This window comes from Rhizobium sp. 01T417, assembly GCF_056398905.1.
Genome location: NZ_JBFTQH010000002.1, coordinates 321,392 through 337,329 on the forward strand (window position 1 = coordinate 321,392; position 15,938 = coordinate 337,329).

The window sequence follows — 15,938 nt, forward strand, 5'->3', positions numbered from 1 at the left end:
CCGATTGTCTTGCCAATCTAGGGAAAGCGGAATGAGTTTTAAAGTTGCCGGCCTTCACATCGCCGTCATTGTTGCGTCGATGGCCTTTGCGGTCGTAGCCAATGCAAAGACAATCAGCCTGGTCGGTTTTGGCGACAGCCTGATGGCGGGCTACCAACTCCCTCCCGGTGATGGCTTTCCAGAAAAGTTGCAAGCAGCCCTGACAGCCAAGGGTGTCGAGGTATCGATCGCGAACGCGGGCGTGTCCGGCGACACGACGGCCGGTGGTCTTGCGCGAATCGATTGGTCGGTCCCCGACGGCACCGATGGCGTGATTCTCGAACTGGGCGGCAATGATGCCCTGCGCGGCATCCCTCCGGAGGAAAGTGAAAAGAACCTCGATCAGATGATTGCTCGGCTAAAGGAACGTGGTGTTGCGGTCCTTCTCGTCGGTATGCTGGCACCGCCGAACATGGGCGGCGACTATGCGGCGCGCTTCAACTCGATCTATGAGAAACTCGCGCAAAAACATGGCGTTGCGCTCTATCCCTTCTTTCTCGACGGTGTCGCCCTCGATGCCGGTCTGAAGCTTGAGGATGGGATGCACCCGAACAGCAAAGGGATCGATGTGATGGTCGAAAAGATGGAGCCGGCTATCACGCAATTCTTAGGAACGATTTCTACTGTGAAGAATTAGGGACTTGCGCAGGTGTTCAATGCGTGATTCCGTGTGAGCACCTGCAAAAGATTCGGGGAGTGCTCGTTATGCCGAGACTGTTTACCGCCCTCGAAATTCCGCGCAATGCCGCGATGAGCCTCTCATTGCTGCGCGGTGGTCTCCCTGGTGCAAGATGGATCGATGTGGAAAACTACCACATCACTTTGCGCTTCATCGGCGATGTCGATGGACGCACGGCAGACGAAATTGTCGATCGGCTCGACCGCATCGACCGGCCCGAATTCCAGATACGTCTCGATGGTATCGGCGCATTCGGGTCCAAAAAACCGCATTCGGTGTGGGCCGGCGTCTCGCCTTCACCCGAGATGTACGCCCTCCAGGCGGAAATCGAGCGGATCTGCCAGCGCATCGGATTGCCGCCGGATCCCCGCAAGTTCACGCCGCATGTCACGCTGGCGCGGTTGAAGTCGTCGCGGGTCGACGATGTCGTGCACTATCTCGCCGGGCGTGGAAACTTCCAGACGTCGGCCTTCACCGTTCCGCGCTTCGTTCTCTTGTCGTCGAGGGAATCGGTCGGCGGTGGGCCTTATTTGACGGAAGAGATCTTCCCTCTCCATGAGGCATTGTCGGTGCCCAGCGTCTCGAGCAGCTTCCTGCAGCCGGCAAAGAGCCTGGCGTAGACGCGTTCGAAGCCGTCGCTGTCGCCGAAATAGGGGTCGGGTATATCCTCGCCGCTCGCCAAAGCGAAGTCGCCGAACAGGCGGATATTTGCGGCTCCCGGGCTCATGCGATGCAGTTCGGCGACATTTGCGCGATCCATCGCGAGGATCAGGTCGAAGCCGCTGAAATCCTTCATCCTGATCTGACGGGCGCGTTGCCGGGAAATGTCGATCCCGTGGCCTCTCGCGGTGGCGATCGAGCGCCGATCCGGATGCTCGCCCTCATGCCAGCCGCCGGTGCCGGCCGAGTCGATCTCAAAACGATCGGCAAAGCCGGCCACATCGACGAGGTGCGAGAGGATCCCCTCGGCAAGAGGCGAGCGGCAGATATTGCCCATGCAAACAAACAGGATGCTAATGCGTTTCATCTGTGGTCCATGACGGAAGAGAAGGGACAATCGCATGAAACGGGAAAAACTGGAACGGCAAGCCATCGCTGCCGAGCTCGCCAAGCTCGACGGCTGGTCGCTCGACGCCGCCGGCACGGCGATATCGCGAAGCTTCAAGTTTCGCAATTTCGTTGAGGCGTTTGGCTTTATGACCGAAGCGGCACTTGCTGCGGAACGGCTCAATCACCATCCCGAATGGTTCAACGTCTATTCGCGCGTCGATGTAAAGCTTAACACCCATGATGCTGGCGGCTTGACGGAACTCGATTTCAAGCTGGCGGCAGCGATGGAGAAGGCGGCGGCGCGCCGACTTGATTGAATCCGGTGCCGCCGTCACCATATGTGCGCGTGAAAGAGAGGACCAATCGGAATGGACGACGTCAAATTCGGTGAGATCCTGCTGCCGGGCGACGATGATACGCAAAGCCGGCGCGAAGAGACAGTGCGCAAGAAATTCTGGCCGACCTTCAAGAAGGCCGTACGGCAGATCCCGTTCGCGCGCGATGTCGTCGCTGCATTCTACTGCGCGATGGATCCCCAGACGCCGACAAGGGTGCGCGGCGTTCTGCTGGCGGCACTCGCCTATTTCGTCATGCCGGTTGACATGATCCCTGATGTTTTTGCCGTGATCGGGTTTTCGGATGACGTAGCGGTCCTTTCCGCGGCCTTCGCCATGGTCAGCAGGCATCTGAAACCGAAGCACTATGAAGCAGCGGACCGTGCGCTCGCCGATAAGCCTGAAGGCATGAAGACGATCTAGCGTTACCTCAGGCGCCCTCGGCCTCCAGAACCTTTCTGAGCTTTCCGAAGGCAAGCCGGATGCGGGATTTTACCGTCCCGAGCGGCAAGCCGGTCGCCTCGGCGATTTGCGAATGGGACTGGCCGAGAAAGAAGGCGGCTCGGAGCATTTCCCGCTGTTCTTCGGGGAGTTGGCTGACAGCGGCGCGAATATGGGCATCGCGATCGTCGTTTACGAGGATCTCGTCTGCGCCGCTTTCGGCGACCGGCTGCAATGCCGGGTCTGCCTGATCCAGTGTGCGTGCTTTGGCCCGGCGCTGGAGATCGATCCGACGGTTGCGGGCGATGCGAAAAAGCCAGGTCGACAGAGAGGATCGCGCTGCATCGTAAAGCTCGGCTTTGTGCCAGAGCACGATCATCACTTCCTGAACAAGCTCCTCTGCCTCGCCGCTCGACATTCTTTGGCGAAGTAACCACGATTTAAGGCGCGGTGCGAAGTAATCGAACAGCACGGTGAATGCCTCCTGGTCGCGGCGTTCCGCAACGGCCCTTGCGAGGGCGGCGAAGCGCTGTTTCTCTTCGGCATCCATGTCCGGCCTAAAGCCCCCTGGCTCAGCGAGTTCTCCAGCGGATTTCTAATACTTATTGACGTACAACGGTTTCTGAAAAGGTCAAACTCTTGCCTGAATCTTTATGTCTTAGATTCATCCGTGACGTTGAGCCGTGTGCGCACGCGGCATCACTTCATTACGGGCGAGGCGCCGCGTCCGATGTTGACACTTGGGTGAGAATGGAACAGGCAGGGACTTCTCGCAGTCCCCGTTGACGCTTTGGTAACCTGAATTAAGTCAAAATAAAGCAGATCGTGATTATGCGCCGCCCGTTCGCTTCGGGCTCGAATCGCAAGAACCGGCAGGATATCCATGTTTCTTAGAAGTACCGCAATCGCCATTTCCCTCGTTCTCGCCGGCGCCGGCATTGCATCCGCTCAGACCAAGAAGTCGCAGCCCGCGGCGCAGCCACAGGCAGCGCAGCCCCAGGCTACTCAGGCTTCGACAGCGCCGACCCGGATCCAGCAGTTCCAGGCTTGGGGCGCCTATTCCTACAAGTCCGGCGCGAGCACTGTCTGCTACGTTCTGTCCGTGCCGACGGAAAAGAAGCCGGCCGGCATCGATCACGGCGACAACTTCTTCATCGTCTCGCAGCGCCCCGGCCAGAACATTTCCTACGAGCCGCAGGCAATGATGGGCTACACCGTCAAGGAGAACTCGAAGATCGATGTCGTGATCGACAACAAGACCTTCGTGATGTTCACCAAGGACAAGGCCGGCTGGGTCGAGAACGCAGCCCAGGAGCCGGCGCTCGTCGCGGCGATGAAGGGCGGCCACTCGATGACGGTCAACGCGACATCCCGCAAGGGCACACCGACCTCCTACAGCTACTCGCTGTCCGGAATTTCCGCTGCACTGAAGCAGGTTGAGGGCTGCAAGTAAGCCTTCGGTTACGGTGACGAAATTTCAGGAGGCCGGCCTTGTGCCGGCCTTCGTCGTTTCCATCTATAGTGACGCGCGGCGAAAATGATGCTAAAGGCCCGCGCAACAGCGGATAGATTGCGGCTTTGCCGCCCGGTCCGCATTCAATTTCTGCCATCATGCCTGTCGTGCCCGCAAGTCATCCGGCTTACCGGGGCGATTACATGTTGAATTCGGGATAAGAGACTATGTCCGTCATGGATGCGATGACTGTTACGAAGCCTGCCGGCGTGTTGCCGCAGCTCGACGCCGGCCAGAAGCCCTCGCTGATCGGCCTGAGCCGCGAAGAGATGGGGGCTGCGCTGCGCGAAAAGGGCGTGCCGGACAAGCAGATCAAGATGCGCGTTGCCCAGCTCTGGAACTGGATCTACGTGCGCGGCGTCTCCGATTTCGATCACATGACGAATGTCGCCAAGGACATGCGCGAGATGCTGAAGCAGCATTTCACCATCGCGCGTCCCGAGATCGTCGAGGAGCAGGTGTCGAACGACGGCACCCGCAAGTGGCTGCTGCGTTTCCCGCCGCGCGGGGCGGGGCGACCGGTCGAGATCGAGGCCGTCTACATCCCGGAAGAGGGTCGCGGTACGCTTTGCATCTCCAGCCAGGTGGGCTGCACGTTGACCTGTTCCTTCTGTCATACCGGAACGCAGCGGCTGGTCCGCAACCTCACCGCTGAAGAAATACTCTCCCAGCTTTTGCTTGCCCGCGATCGGCTCGGCGATTTCCCGGACCGCGAAGCGCCGCAGGGAACGATCATGCCTGCCGAGGGCCGCAAGGTCAGCAACATCGTGATGATGGGCATGGGCGAGCCGCTCTACAATTTCGATGCGGTGAAGCAGGCGCTGCTGATCGCCACCGACGGCGACGGACTGTCGCTCTCCAAGCGCCGCGTGACGCTGTCGACGTCAGGCGTGGTGCCGGAGATCTTCCGCACCGGCGACGAGATCGGCGTGATGCTGGCGATCTCGTTGCACGCGGTGCGCGACGACCTGCGCGACATTCTGGTGCCGATCAACAAGAAGTATCCGCTGAAGGAACTGATCGACGCCTGCCGCAAATATCCCGGCCTGTCGAATGCCCGCCGCATCACCTTCGAATATGTGATGCTGAAGGACGTCAACGACAGCCTGGAGGATGCCAAGGGCCTCGTTCAGCTGCTGAAGGGTGTGCCGGCGAAGATCAACCTCATTCCGTTCAACCCGTGGCCGGGCACCAACTACCAGTGTTCCGACTGGGCGCAGATCGAGAAGTTCGCCGATTTCATCAATTCGGCCGGCTATGCCTCGCCGATCCGCACGCCGCGCGGCCGCGACATTCTCGCAGCCTGCGGTCAGCTGAAGTCGGAATCGGAGCGCATGCGCAAGACCGAGCGGCTGGCCTTCGAGGCGATGATGATCGCCAACCATGGCGCCGACGACTGATCAGCAAGTTTGATCCGTTCAGTGTTTTCTAATGATTGATTTCATGGCCTGCTTTTCCTAGAAGCAGGCCAAAATCATGTCTGGAGGATACCCCAATGCGTTCAATTCTGCTTGCTGTTGCGGCCACGTTGGCCCTGACCCTGCCTGCCAAGGCCGAAGACGTGACCGTCGCGGTCACCGCGATCGTCGAGCATCCGGCGCTTGACGCCGCACGCAAGGGTGTCCTCGATGTGCTGACGGCCGCAGGCTACAAGGAAGGCGAGAACCTGAAGTTCATGTTCGAGTCTGCGCAAGGCAACCCGGCAACGGCTGCGCAGATTGCCCGCCAGTTCGCAGGCGAGGGCCCGAACGTTATCGTGCCGATCTCCACGCCATCCGCTCAGGCGGTCGTTTCCGCAACACGCGACATTCCGGTTGTCTTCACGGCCGTTTCCGATCCGCTCGGTGCCCAGCTCGTCAAGAACATGGACAAGCCCGGCGGCAACGTCACCGGCCTGTCCGACATGTCGCCGGTTGCCGAACATGTCGCGCTCATCAAGGAAATTCTGCCGAACGCCAAGACGATCGGCTATCTCTACAACTCCGGTGAGGCAAACTCCGTGTCTCTGCTCGCCGTTCTGAAGACGGAAGCCGAGAAGGCAGGCATGAAGGTCGTCGAGTCTGCGGCCACCAAGTCCGCGGAAGTGCAGGGTGCCGCCCGTGCCCTCGTCGGCCGTGCCGATGCCATCTATGTCCCGACCGACAACACGATCATCTCCGCACTTGAAGGCGCGGTTGCCGTTGCCGAAGAGAGCAAGCTGCCGCTCTTCACCGCCGACACGGATTCCGTCTCGCGCGGTTCGGTCGCCGCCCTCGGTTTCAACTACTACGATGTTGGCAAGCAGACCGGCGAAATCGTCGTTCGCATCCTCAAGGGCGAAAACCCGGGCGATATCCCGGTGAAGGTTGCTGCCGGCAGCGATCTGGTCGTCAACAAGGGTGCAGCCGCCAAGATGGGCGTCACGCTGCCGGAAAGCGTCTTGAAGCGCGCGACGAAGACGATCGACTGATCGCCGCATATTTTGGAGAAACCAGCCATCCAGCCGCTCCCGTTTAACGCGGGGGCGGCTGATGGTATTAAAAGCTTGGGTCCGGTAACAGGCGGACCGAGTCAGAAGAAAGGGCATGAGCCTTGAGTCAGATCGCATTCTGGGGAGCCGTGGAGCTGGGGCTGGTTTATGCCTTCGTGGCGCTCGGCGTTTACCTCGCATTTCGTGTGCTGGATTTTCCGGATCTGACGGTTGACGGCTCCTTCCCTCTCGGGGCTGCCGTAACGGCGGTGTTGATCATCGCTGGCGTCAATGCCTGGCTTGCTGCGCTTATCGCCATGGTCGCGGGTGCTGCGGCAGGTCTCGTTACCGCGATGCTCAACGTGCGCTTCAAGATCCTCAACCTGCTGGCCTCGATCCTGACGATGATCGCGCTGTTCTCGGTCAACCTGCGCGTCATGGGCAAGCCGAACGTCGCGCTGATCAATGCGGATACGATGATCAGTCCGTTCTTCGGTCACGGCCTGCGGGATTTCTATGTTCGACCGCTGTTCGTCGGCGTCCTTGTCGTGGTTGCCGTGATCGTCGTTTGGCGCTTCCTTGAAAGCGACTCGGGTCTGGCGATGCGCGCGACCGGTGCGAATGCCCGAATGGCCCGCGCGCAGGGCGTCGACACCAGCCGCCAGATCTATCTCGGCATGGCGATCTCGAATGCGCTGGTTGCCTTCGGCGGCGCGCTCTTCGCGCAAACCAACGGCTTTGCGGACGTCACCTCGGGCGTCGGAACGATCGTCGTCGGGCTTGCGGCCGTCATCATCGGCGAAACGCTGCTTGGCCGTCGTGGCCTGCTGATCGCGCTGGTCGGCTGCGTGCTCGGTTCGATCCTCTACCGTATCGCCATCCAATTGGCGCTCTCCACCGATGTCATCGGGCTGCAAGCCTCGGACCTTAATTTCGTGACGGCCGTTCTGGTGACAATAGCGCTCATTCTTCCCCGTCTTCGCCGCGGAGGTGCCGCATCGTGATCACGCTCAAGGACATCAAGGTCGTCTTCGGCAAGGGCACGCCGCTGCAGAAACAGGCACTGAACGGCGTCAGCCTGACCATCGAGGAAGGTTCGTTCGTCACCGTTATCGGTTCGAACGGCGCCGGCAAATCGACGCTGCTCGGCGTTCTTGCCGGTGATGTTCTCGCCAGCGAAGGCCAAGTCCTGATTGGCCATACCGATGTCACGCGCAAATCGACGGCCGCTCGCGCGGGCCTCGTTGCCCGTGTCTTCCAGGATCCGTTGACGGGAAGCTGCGGCTCGCTGTCGATCGAGGAAAATCTTGCGCTTGCGGCGCGTCGTGGTGAAAGGCGCGGGCTCGTATCAGCGCTCGGTCCGAAGCGGCGCGAACATTTCCGCGATCGGATTGCCGAGCTCAATCTCGGTCTCGAGAATCGGATGCGGGACCGCATGGACCTGCTATCGGGTGGTCAGCGTCAGGCGGTGTCGCTTGTGATGGCGACGCTTGCCGGCTCCGAAGTGCTGCTGCTCGACGAGCATACGGCAGCGCTCGATCCAGGGATGGCAGAGTTCGTCATGGGCCTCACGCAGAAGATCGTCTCGGAGCGCAAGCTGACGACGCTGATGGTCACGCACTCCATGCGCCAGGCGCTCGATTATGGCCACCGCACGATCATGCTGCATGGCGGCGAGGTCGTTCTCGACGTCAGCGGCGATAGCCGCAAGACGCTGCAGGTCGAAGACCTGATCGCGATGTTCCGCAAGATGCGCGGCCAGACCCTGGACGATGACGCGCTGCTGATCGGCTGAGGATAGACAGCTTCCGGGAAGCCAGAGCTTCCCGGCGATCGCTTAGCGCGCCTGCGTCAGCAGGATTTTTGCCGCGAAGACGGAGAAGACGCCGGCGAAGGTAAAGTCCATGCCGCGCAAAACTTTCTTGTTGGTCTGCAGCCAGCTGGCGAGCCAGTCGGCCGCGAAGACCACGGCTGCGTTGACAGGCATGCCGATCAGGATGAAGCAGAAGCCGAGGAAGAGCAGCTTCTGCGTCACCGTCGGATCGCCGGCGCTGACGAACTGCGGCAGGAAGGTCATGAAGAAGATAATGACCTTCGGGTTCAGGAGGTTGACCCAGAAGCCCGAGGAAACGTTGGCGAGTGGCGTGCCCTTTGCCGTTTCGACCTTGTTGACCGAAAACTTCGAGCCGAAGCGGATCGCCTGGACGGCGAGCCACAGGAGATAGGCAGCACCTCCGGTCTTCAGGATCAGGAAGGCTGTCGGCGACGCGGTGATCAGTGCCGAAACGCCAAAGGCGACCAGCATGGTGTGAACGACGATACCGAGGCTCGTACCGAGAACGACGAACAGCGCAGCCTTCTTGCCCTGCGCCAGTGCGCGGCTGATGGACAGCGTCATGTCGGGGCCGGGCGTCGCAGCGAGCAGCAGGGTCGCGGCTGCGAAGGCGAGAAGGGTCGGAAAGCTGGGCAGGAAGCTCATGGTACACTCTGAAAGCCGGATGAAAGCTTAGCCGTCATATCCGGCTTTCAGAAAATGTCTAATCAAACCTTCTAATACGACCTATTCCTTGCGTTCGAGATAGGCCTTGAACTTGTCGGCATAATCCTTGTGCCAGCGCGACAGCGGTGGGCGGTTCTCGATGATGTCGCCCATCGCCCAGGCCATGCGGCGTTCGTCCACCGGACGGGCGACGTCGTTGTCGGGGCAGAGGATGTAGAAGTCGCCGCGTTCCAGGCTTTCGATCATGAAATCGACCGTCTGTTCCGGCGTCCATGCGGCAGCCGGCTTTTCGGCGCGATCGCCCTTGGTGAGGCCGGTATAGACGAAGCCGGGGATCAATAGATGAGCGGAGATCTTCGAGCCTTCGGTATTGCGCAATTCATGCTCGAGCGCTTCGGTGAATACCTTCACGCCGGCTTTCGAGACGTTATACGCCGGGTTGCCAGGTGGCGTGGTGATGCCCTGCTTGGAGCCGGTATTGATGATCAGGCCCGGTTCGCCATGCGAGAGCATGTGCTGGCCGAAGGTCCGCGTGCCGTTGATGACGCCGAGCAGGTTGACGCCGAGAATCCCGTCCCAATTGGCCTGGGCGCTGAAGATTGACGTCTCGGGGCCGACGCCGGCGTTGTTCATGAGAATGTGCACTCGGCCGAAGCGCTGGATCACAGTCCGTTCGAGCGCTTCGAGGGACTCCTTCTGTGCGACGTCGGTTTCGACGGCGAGCACATGCTCCTCTCCCGAGATCGCTTTCAGTTCCTCTGCGGCGGCTGCCAGCCGATCGCCGCCGAGATCGGCAATGGCGACGCTCATGCCCGATCGGGCAAAGTGTTTCGCGGCGGCAAGTCCGATGCCCGAGGCGCCACCGGTGATGACAGCGACGTTTGATTTCTTGATGATGTCTTGGATTCTCGTCACGGCCAGCTCTCCTCCGCATTGTCAGGACGCTGGCAGATATGGGCTGCGCTTTCGGCCTGTCAAACATTATCTGGGTTGCCGATAGCCGCCGTTGCCCTTGCGTCGTCCGCCAATCTCGCTAAAAGTGCCCAGCCATACCGGGCCAGGCGGGTTTGCCGCTGCCCTCTTGCAACGGACCTCATCATCATGGCATCGCACAAAGACGTAAAGAAAGTCGTCCTCGCCTATTCCGGCGGCCTCGACACCTCGATCATCCTGAAGTGGCTGCAGACCGAACTCGGCGCAGAAGTCGTGACCTTCACCGCCGACCTCGGCCAGGGCGAAGAGCTGGAGCCAGCCCGCAAGAAGGCCGAGATGCTCGGCATCAAGGAAATCTACATCGAGGACGTGCGCGAAGAGTTCGTCAAGGACTTCGTGTTCCCGATGTTCCGCGCCAACGCCGTCTACGAGGGCGTCTACCTGCTCGGCACCTCGATCGCCCGTCCGCTGATCTCCAAGCACCTGATCGACATCGCCCGCAAGACCGGCGCCGATGCGATCGCGCATGGCGCCACCGGCAAGGGCAACGACCAGGTTCGTTTCGAACTTTCCGCATATGCCCTGAACCCCGATATCAAGATCATTGCGCCGTGGCGCGACTGGTCGTTCAAGAGCCGGACCGACCTGCTGGCCTTTGCCGAAGCGCACCAGATCCCGGTTGCCAAGGACAAGAAGGGCGAGGCGCCGTTCTCCGTCGACGCCAACCTGCTGCACTCCTCGTCCGAGGGCAAGGTTCTCGAAGATCCGGCACAGGAAGCGCCTGAGTACGTGCACATGCGCACGATTTCTCCGGAAGCGGCTCCCGACAAKGCGACCACCATCAAGGTCGGCTTCGAAAAGGGTGATGCCGTTTCGATCAACGGCGTACGCATGAGCCCGGCAACGCTGCTCGCAGCGCTCAACAATTACGGTCGCGACAACGGCATCGGTCGCCTCGACCTCGTGGAAAACCGCTTCGTCGGCATGAAGTCGCGCGGCGTTTACGAGACGCCCGGCGGCACGATCCTGCTTGCCGCGCATCGCGCCATCGAATCCATCACGCTCGACCGCGGCGCCGCGCATCTCAAGGACGAGATCATGCCGCGTTACGCCGAGCTGATCTACTACGGCTTCTGGTTCTCGCCGGAGCGCGAAATGCTGCAGGCGCTGATCGACAAGAGCCAGGAGCATGTCGAAGGCGAAGTGACGCTGAAGCTCTACAAGGGCAATGTCATGGTTACCGGCCGCGAGAGCCCGAAGTCGCTCTATTCCGACAAGCTGGTTACTTTCGAAGATGACCAGGGTGCTTACGACCAGAAGGATGCAGCCGGCTTCATCAAGCTCAACGCGCTGCGCCTGCGCACGCTCGCCAAGCGCAATCTCTCGAAGTAATCGCGAGCAGCTTGCACGAGATCGAAGGCCCGCCTCGTGCGGGCCTTCCGCTTGTTGACAAAGCCTTATGCCCCACCCGTCGTCACCCCGGCCGACGAGCCGGGGTGCAGCACGCGCAAGTCTTTGCGCGCAACAGACCTTTCGCACCGCAGACGCGGTCCCGCTGGATGCCGGCTCAAGGCCGGCATGACGGATAAAACGATCGTTCCGCAAAAAGGAACACGTCCTCATCAGTCTGAGGGCCCGTCGTACGGACACTTTTCATTCGCACGACGTGGCGTGAGGGAGCTTTGCTGCGTGCCGCGACGCGCGAACGAACCAGACGTAGCTGAGGATCGAAATCAGCGCCATGATCGGGATCACCGTTCCGAAGGCGAGAAGCGGCATGCCGATCAGCGAACCGGCGACGCCGCCGGCAAAGCCGCCACCCATCTGGATGAAGCCCATCATCGCGGATGCCGAGCCGGCGATATGCGGGAAGGGGTAGAGGCCCGAGGTCGTCATATGCGGCGTCAGGAACGCCAGTCCGAAGGCCAGGAACGCGATTGGCCCCATGATCGAAAGATAGGATGGCGTGACGAAATGGACTGACAGCGCGATCATGATGCCGGCGAAGCCGAGCAGGCCAAGCCCGACACGCACGGAACCGTCGCCGCCCAAGCGTGGCGCCGCGTAACGCAGGCAGACGGAGCCCAAGAAGTAGGAACCCGACTGCATCAGCATTCCCAAGCCGAAGGCTGTCGGTGACAGGCCGACGACCTTGATCAGGATGAATGGGAGGAGCGTCGCCTGCGCATAGAGTGCGCCGATCGAGCCGCCGAGGACGAGCGAGGCGGAGACGAAGCGAGTTTCGCGCGCAAGCTCCAGGTAGGCGCGAAGCAGCGGAACCGGGAGCGCGCGGCGCGGATCCGGCACGCTCGTCTCGAACATGAAGACGATCACGCCAAAACAGATCAGGAGTCCGAAGCCGATCAGCAGGAAGAAGACCGACTGCCAGCCGAAGGCAGCGAGTGCCAATCCGCCGATCGTTGGTGCGGCGGCCGGTCCGATGGCAATCATGATGCCGATGAGGTTCATGATGCGGGAGGCTTCGGTCCCGGTGAACTGGTCGCGCACGATGGCGCGCGCCACCGTAATCCCGACGGAAGCGCCGACGCCCTGTATCAGGCGGCCGGCGAGCAACCACTCGATGCCGGGCGCAAAGGCGGCAAGCAGGCTTCCGACGACATAGATGCCGATGAAGAGGAGTGTCGCGGTGCGGCGGCCGAAGGCGTCCGAGAGTGGACCGGCAAGGAGCTGTGCCACCGAGAAGCCGGCGAAATAGACGGAGAGCGTCATCTTGATCGCCGAGTCCGAGGTTTGGAACGCATGGACGAGTTCCGGCATAGCCGGCGTGTAGATCGACATCGAGATCGGGCCGATGGTTGCGAGAAGCGCGCCGAGCATGCTCGTTCGCCGTTCGCTCATCCGGAATGGGGGCATGGGGATACTCGATCTCTGGTAACGTGCGCGATCCGCGCGAGGCGGCACTTTCTTCTGTCGGAAGCGGCGTGATCCGGCAATTCAAAAATCTCATGGATTGCCATCATGGCTTGACGCCCTTCGATTGGCGCATAAGCTGCGACGGTCCTTTCCGGAGTTTCTCGATGACGCAATCCTTGCTCGCGGGCGCCTTTCTGGCAGCTCTCCTCTATGTGCTTATTCCAGGGCCTGCCTTCCTTGCGCTGCTTGGTATCGGCGCCGGGCAGGGCCGCCGTGCCGGCGCAATGTTCGTCGGCGGGCATTTGGTCGGCGATCTGCTGTGGGCATCGCTGGCGCTGATCGCGATCATCGGGGCGAGGACGATCGGTACCTTCGTCTTCGACGCGCTCGGTCTTCTTTGTGGTTTCTACCTTGCCTGGATCGGCTGGAATGCGGTTCGGGCGAAACCGAAGGGAGAGGGACAGGCCTTGATGGTCGTCGAGCGGCCGTTCCGCCGCGGCTTGATCTTCGGTGTCACGAACCCGAAGGGATATCCGGTCGCGCTCGCGACGTTTACTGCCCTTGTTGCTGGCTCGGCGAGCGCATTGCAGTTTCATACGTTGCCGCTCCTGCTCGCCGTTTCGTTCCTGGGCTTCATTGTTGCCGACATGATCCTGGTCACGATTATCGGCGCGGGCACGGTGCGGCGTTTCTATCGCTCGCACGAGCGGCTGATCGTCCGTTGCTCCGGCGTGCTGTTCATGGGTTTTGCCGTGCAGGCACTCTGGCATGCGACGCCGGGCCTACTCGGTTGGCGGAAGGCCTGAGATCGCGCGTGGATTGCTTCAATCCCTAGCGATTGGTTGATTCTCTTGCCGTGAACTTTTCGCAGTCGGGCGCGGGACGTGCGTCCGATCGGCAATACCAATTGCGAACGTGCCTCCCTATATTGCCTGTTCAGTTGCCTGCCACAGAGGATCTCCGCATGCCTTCCACATCAGAATTCAACCCGGCGCTTGTCGAATGGAACGGTCTCCACGGCCTGCCGCGCTTCGATGCTCTCAATGACGGCGACTTCGCGCCGGCATTCGACGCAGCACTTGCCGCGCATGAGAAAGAGATCGACACGATCGCTGATAACCCCGAGGCGCCGACATTCGAGAATACCGTCGTTGCTCTTGAGACCGCCGGCGACGCGCTGTCGCGGGTGTCGGCACTGTTCTGGAACCGCGCGGGCGCCCATACCAACGATACGATCCAGGCGCTGGAGCGGGACATTTCGCCGAAGATGTCGCGCCACTATTCCAAGATCGGCATGAATGCGGCGTTGTTTGCCCGTATTGATGCCTTGTGGGAAGCGCGCGAAAGCCTTGGCCTGACGCTGGAGCAGACGCGCGTTCTGGAGCGCCACTGGAAGGGCTTCGTCAAATCGGGCGCGAAACTGCCGAAGCCCGAGCAGGAGAAGCTCGCGGGCATGAACGAGAAGCTTGCCGGCCTCGGTACGCAGTTCGGTCAGAACGTGCTTGCCGACGAGAAGAGCTGGGCGCTGATCCTGTCCGACGGCGCGGACCTCGACGGTATTCCGGAATTTCTGAAGGATGCGATGGCGGCGGCTGCGCGCGAGCGCGGCGAAGACGGCAAATTCGCCGTCACCCTGTCGCGCTCGATCATCGAACCGTTTCTCACCTTCTCTGAGCGGCGGGATCTGCGGGAACAGGCGTTCAAGGCCTGGGTTGCGCGCGGCGAAAACGATGGCGCGACTGACAATCGCGGCATTATCCGTGACACGCTTGCGCTTCGCGACGAAGTGGCAAAGCTGCTCGGTTACGGCAACTTCGCGGAACTGAAGCTCGACAACACGATGGCGAAGACACCCGACGCCGTGAACCACCTGCTTCGGGAGGTATGGGCAAAGGCGGTCAAGCGTGCCGGCGAGGAAGAAGCCGATATCGCCAAGCTTATCGCGGACGAAGGCAAGAACCACGACGTCATGCCCTGGGACTGGCGGCACTATGCCGAGAAGATCCGGGCGCAGCGGTTCAATTTCTCCGAGGCCGAGCTGAAGCCCTATCTGCAGCTCGAGAAGATCATCGACGCCTGCTTCGACGTCGCCGGCCGGCTGTTCGGCATTCGCGCCGTCGAGAAGAAAGGTGTTCCGGCGTACCATCCCGATGTGCGCGTGTTCGAGATCCGCGATCGCGAAGACAGGCTGGTCGCGCTCTTCCTCGGCGATTACTTTGCCCGCAGCTCGAAGCGCTCGGGCGCCTGGATGAGTTCCTTCCAATCACAGCACAAGCTGCCGCTGAAGAACGGCCGCAACGGCGAACTGCCGATCATCTACAATGTCTGCAATTTCGCCAAGCCCGCCGAAGGCAAGCCGGCACTGCTGTCGCTCGACGACGCGCGCACGCTGTTCCACGAGTTCGGCCATGCGCTGCACGGGATGCTGTCGAACGTCACCTACCCCTCGGTTTCGGGCACGGGCGTCTCGCGCGATTTCGTCGAGCTGCCGTCGCAGCTTTACGAGCACTGGCTGACGGTGCCCGCGATCCTGAAGCAATATGCCGTGCATTTCGAAACCGGCGAGCCGATGCCGCAGGCCCTGCTCGACAAGGTTCTGGCCGCGCGCACCTTCAATTCCGGCTTCAATACGGTCGAGTTCACCTCGTCTGCGCTTGTCGACATGGCGTTCCACACCCGCGACAAGGTGGAGGATCCGATGGTCGTGCAGACGGAGGTCTTGTCGGAGCTCGGCATGCCGAAGTCGATCGTCATGCGGCATGCCTCGCCGCACTTCCAGCACATCTTCTCGGGCGGCTATTCAGCCGGCTACTATTCCTACATGTGGTCCGAAGTGCTCGATGCGGATGCCTTTGCCGCCTTCGAGGAAACCGGCGACGCGTTCAATCGCGAGATGGCGGCCAAGCTCAAGGACAACATCTATTCCGTCGGTGGCGCGATCGATCCTGAGGATGCCTACAAGGGTTTCCGCGGCAAGCTGCCAAGCCCGGATGCCATGCTGGTGAAGAAGGGTCTTGCGACCTTTGAAGAACTGTCGGGCAGCGACGCCTGAGGCGGCAGGTATTGCGCGTCATCGATACGCGACGGCTAAAGTATTGATGGAAGACGGCTTCTTGCCGCTTCGT

17 protein-coding genes are annotated in these 15,938 nt (G+C 61.0%); 12 read left to right on the forward strand and 5 right to left on the reverse strand.

The window, feature by feature from the left end; genetic code table 11:
* The first annotated feature begins 31 nt into the window (after nucleotides 1–31).
* Both AC1DPR_RS03680 and thpR read left to right on the forward strand, forming a co-directional pair.
* Complete coding sequence (locus AC1DPR_RS03680; RefSeq protein WP_192241926.1) at nucleotides 32–676, forward strand: arylesterase; 645 nt, start codon at nucleotides 32–34, stop codon at nucleotides 674–676.
* Between the two features lie 68 nt (nucleotides 677–744).
* A complete protein-coding gene (gene thpR, locus AC1DPR_RS03685) occupies nucleotides 745–1,338 on the forward strand; it encodes an RNA 2',3'-cyclic phosphodiesterase (protein ID WP_083929825.1) in 594 nt (197 codons plus the stop codon).
* On the opposite strand, the gene AC1DPR_RS03690 is transcribed toward thpR, so the two are convergent.
* Nucleotides 1,245–1,745 (reverse strand): low molecular weight protein-tyrosine-phosphatase, encoded by a 501-nt coding sequence (locus AC1DPR_RS03690; RefSeq protein ID WP_113469730.1) that lies wholly within the window; start codon nucleotides 1,743–1,745, stop codon nucleotides 1,245–1,247. The genes thpR and AC1DPR_RS03690 overlap by 94 nt on opposite strands.
* A gap of 34 nt (nucleotides 1,746–1,779) precedes the next feature.
* Between AC1DPR_RS03690 and AC1DPR_RS03695 the strand changes: the two genes are divergently transcribed.
* Nucleotides 1,780–2,085, forward strand: a complete 306-nt coding sequence (locus AC1DPR_RS03695; protein ID WP_018855798.1) for a 4a-hydroxytetrahydrobiopterin dehydratase — start codon at nucleotides 1,780–1,782, stop codon at nucleotides 2,083–2,085.
* 51 nt (nucleotides 2,086–2,136) lie between these two features.
* Complete coding sequence (locus AC1DPR_RS03700; protein ID WP_018855797.1) at nucleotides 2,137–2,526, forward strand: YkvA family protein; 390 nt, start codon at nucleotides 2,137–2,139, stop codon at nucleotides 2,524–2,526.
* Between the two features lie 7 nt (nucleotides 2,527–2,533).
* Here AC1DPR_RS03700 and AC1DPR_RS03705 read toward each other — a convergent pair whose 3' ends face one another.
* Nucleotides 2,534–3,094, reverse strand: a complete 561-nt coding sequence (locus AC1DPR_RS03705) for a sigma-70 family RNA polymerase sigma factor (RefSeq protein WP_018855796.1) — start codon at nucleotides 3,092–3,094, stop codon at nucleotides 2,534–2,536.
* A gap of 333 nt (nucleotides 3,095–3,427) precedes the next feature.
* Between AC1DPR_RS03705 and AC1DPR_RS03710 the strand changes: the two genes are divergently transcribed.
* The 5 genes from AC1DPR_RS03710 to AC1DPR_RS03730 all read left to right on the forward strand — a co-directional run bounded on the left by AC1DPR_RS03710 (nucleotide 3,428) and on the right by AC1DPR_RS03730 (nucleotide 8,301).
* Nucleotides 3,428–3,997, forward strand: a complete 570-nt coding sequence (locus AC1DPR_RS03710) for an invasion associated locus B family protein (RefSeq protein WP_018855795.1) — start codon at nucleotides 3,428–3,430, stop codon at nucleotides 3,995–3,997.
* A gap of 227 nt (nucleotides 3,998–4,224) precedes the next feature.
* On the forward strand, nucleotides 4,225–5,457 hold the full coding sequence (rlmN, locus tag AC1DPR_RS03715; RefSeq protein WP_018855794.1) for a dual-specificity RNA methyltransferase RlmN: 1,233 nt from the start codon (nucleotides 4,225–4,227) through the stop codon (nucleotides 5,455–5,457).
* A 95-nt stretch (nucleotides 5,458–5,552) separates the two neighbouring features.
* The gene (locus tag AC1DPR_RS03720) at nucleotides 5,553–6,506 is read left to right on the forward strand and encodes an ABC transporter substrate-binding protein (RefSeq protein ID WP_169683132.1); all 954 of its coding nucleotides are present in this window, start codon (nucleotides 5,553–5,555) and stop codon (nucleotides 6,504–6,506) included.
* Between the two features lie 122 nt (nucleotides 6,507–6,628).
* Nucleotides 6,629–7,510: an ABC transporter permease gene (locus tag AC1DPR_RS03725; protein ID WP_016556625.1), complete on the forward strand. Its 882-nt coding sequence runs from the start codon at nucleotides 6,629–6,631 to the stop codon at nucleotides 7,508–7,510.
* Complete coding sequence (locus AC1DPR_RS03730) at nucleotides 7,507–8,301, forward strand: ABC transporter ATP-binding protein (protein ID WP_192241928.1); 795 nt, start codon at nucleotides 7,507–7,509, stop codon at nucleotides 8,299–8,301. The genes AC1DPR_RS03725 and AC1DPR_RS03730 overlap by 4 nt, the downstream gene beginning before the upstream one ends.
* A gap of 42 nt (nucleotides 8,302–8,343) precedes the next feature.
* On the opposite strand, the gene AC1DPR_RS03735 is transcribed toward AC1DPR_RS03730, so the two are convergent.
* Together AC1DPR_RS03735 and AC1DPR_RS03740 are read right to left on the reverse strand one after the other, a co-directional pair.
* A complete protein-coding gene (locus AC1DPR_RS03735; RefSeq protein ID WP_018855791.1) occupies nucleotides 8,344–8,985 on the reverse strand; it encodes a LysE family translocator in 642 nt (213 codons plus the stop codon).
* Between the two features lie 81 nt (nucleotides 8,986–9,066).
* Nucleotides 9,067–9,921 (reverse strand): SDR family NAD(P)-dependent oxidoreductase, encoded by an 855-nt coding sequence (locus AC1DPR_RS03740; RefSeq protein ID WP_018855790.1) that lies wholly within the window; start codon nucleotides 9,919–9,921, stop codon nucleotides 9,067–9,069.
* A gap of 186 nt (nucleotides 9,922–10,107) precedes the next feature.
* Here AC1DPR_RS03740 and AC1DPR_RS03745 point away from each other — a divergent pair, with 186 nt between their 5' ends.
* A complete protein-coding gene (locus tag AC1DPR_RS03745) occupies nucleotides 10,108–11,331 on the forward strand; it encodes an argininosuccinate synthase (RefSeq protein ID WP_477815762.1) in 1,224 nt (407 codons plus the stop codon).
* Nucleotides 11,332–11,592: 261 nt separating this feature from the next.
* Here the strand turns inward: AC1DPR_RS03745 and AC1DPR_RS03750 are convergent, their stop codons facing one another.
* Nucleotides 11,593–12,777, reverse strand: coding sequence for a multidrug effflux MFS transporter (locus AC1DPR_RS03750; protein WP_477815774.1), 1,185 nt, complete (start codon nucleotides 12,775–12,777; stop codon nucleotides 11,593–11,595).
* Nucleotides 12,778–12,977: 200 nt separating this feature from the next.
* On the opposite strand from AC1DPR_RS03750, the gene AC1DPR_RS03755 reads away from it, so the two are divergent.
* Nucleotides 12,978–13,619 carry a LysE family translocator gene (locus AC1DPR_RS03755; protein ID WP_026371595.1) on the forward strand — a complete coding sequence of 214 codons (642 nt, stop codon included), beginning with the start codon at nucleotides 12,978–12,980 and terminating at the stop codon, nucleotides 13,617–13,619.
* Nucleotides 13,620–13,777: 158 nt separating this feature from the next.
* A complete protein-coding gene (locus AC1DPR_RS03760) occupies nucleotides 13,778–15,865 on the forward strand; it encodes a M3 family metallopeptidase (RefSeq protein ID WP_477815763.1) in 2,088 nt (695 codons plus the stop codon).
* The last annotated feature ends 73 nt before the right edge of the window (nucleotides 15,866–15,938 follow it).

Coding starts and splice junctions, on each gene's coding strand:
- AC1DPR_RS03710 (WP_018855795.1), top strand. CDS start 3,428: ATGTTTCTTAGAAGTACCGCAATCGCCATTTCCCTCGTTCTCGCCGGC.
- rlmN (WP_018855794.1), top strand. CDS start 4,225: ATGTCCGTCATGGATGCGATGACTGTTACGAAGCCTGCCGGCGTGTTG.
- AC1DPR_RS03735 (WP_018855791.1), bottom strand. CDS start 8,985: ATGAGCTTCCTGCCCAGCTTTCCGACCCTTCTCGCCTTCGCAGCCGCG.
- AC1DPR_RS03760 (WP_477815763.1), top strand. CDS start 13,778: ATGCCTTCCACATCAGAATTCAACCCGGCGCTTGTCGAATGGAACGGT.
- AC1DPR_RS03700 (WP_018855797.1), top strand. CDS start 2,137: ATGGACGACGTCAAATTCGGTGAGATCCTGCTGCCGGGCGACGATGAT.
- AC1DPR_RS03705 (WP_018855796.1), bottom strand. CDS start 3,094: ATGGATGCCGAAGAGAAACAGCGCTTCGCCGCCCTCGCAAGGGCCGTT.
- AC1DPR_RS03720 (WP_169683132.1), top strand. CDS start 5,553: ATGCGTTCAATTCTGCTTGCTGTTGCGGCCACGTTGGCCCTGACCCTG.
- AC1DPR_RS03750 (WP_477815774.1), bottom strand. CDS start 12,777: ATGCTCGGCGCGCTTCTCGCAACCATCGGCCCGATCTCGATGTCGATC.
- thpR (WP_083929825.1), top strand. CDS start 745: ATGCCGAGACTGTTTACCGCCCTCGAAATTCCGCGCAATGCCGCGATG.
- AC1DPR_RS03695 (WP_018855798.1), top strand. CDS start 1,780: ATGAAACGGGAAAAACTGGAACGGCAAGCCATCGCTGCCGAGCTCGCC.
- AC1DPR_RS03680 (WP_192241926.1), top strand. CDS start 32: ATGAGTTTTAAAGTTGCCGGCCTTCACATCGCCGTCATTGTTGCGTCG.
- AC1DPR_RS03690 (WP_113469730.1), bottom strand. CDS start 1,745: ATGAAACGCATTAGCATCCTGTTTGTTTGCATGGGCAATATCTGCCGC.
- AC1DPR_RS03755 (WP_026371595.1), top strand. CDS start 12,978: ATGACGCAATCCTTGCTCGCGGGCGCCTTTCTGGCAGCTCTCCTCTAT.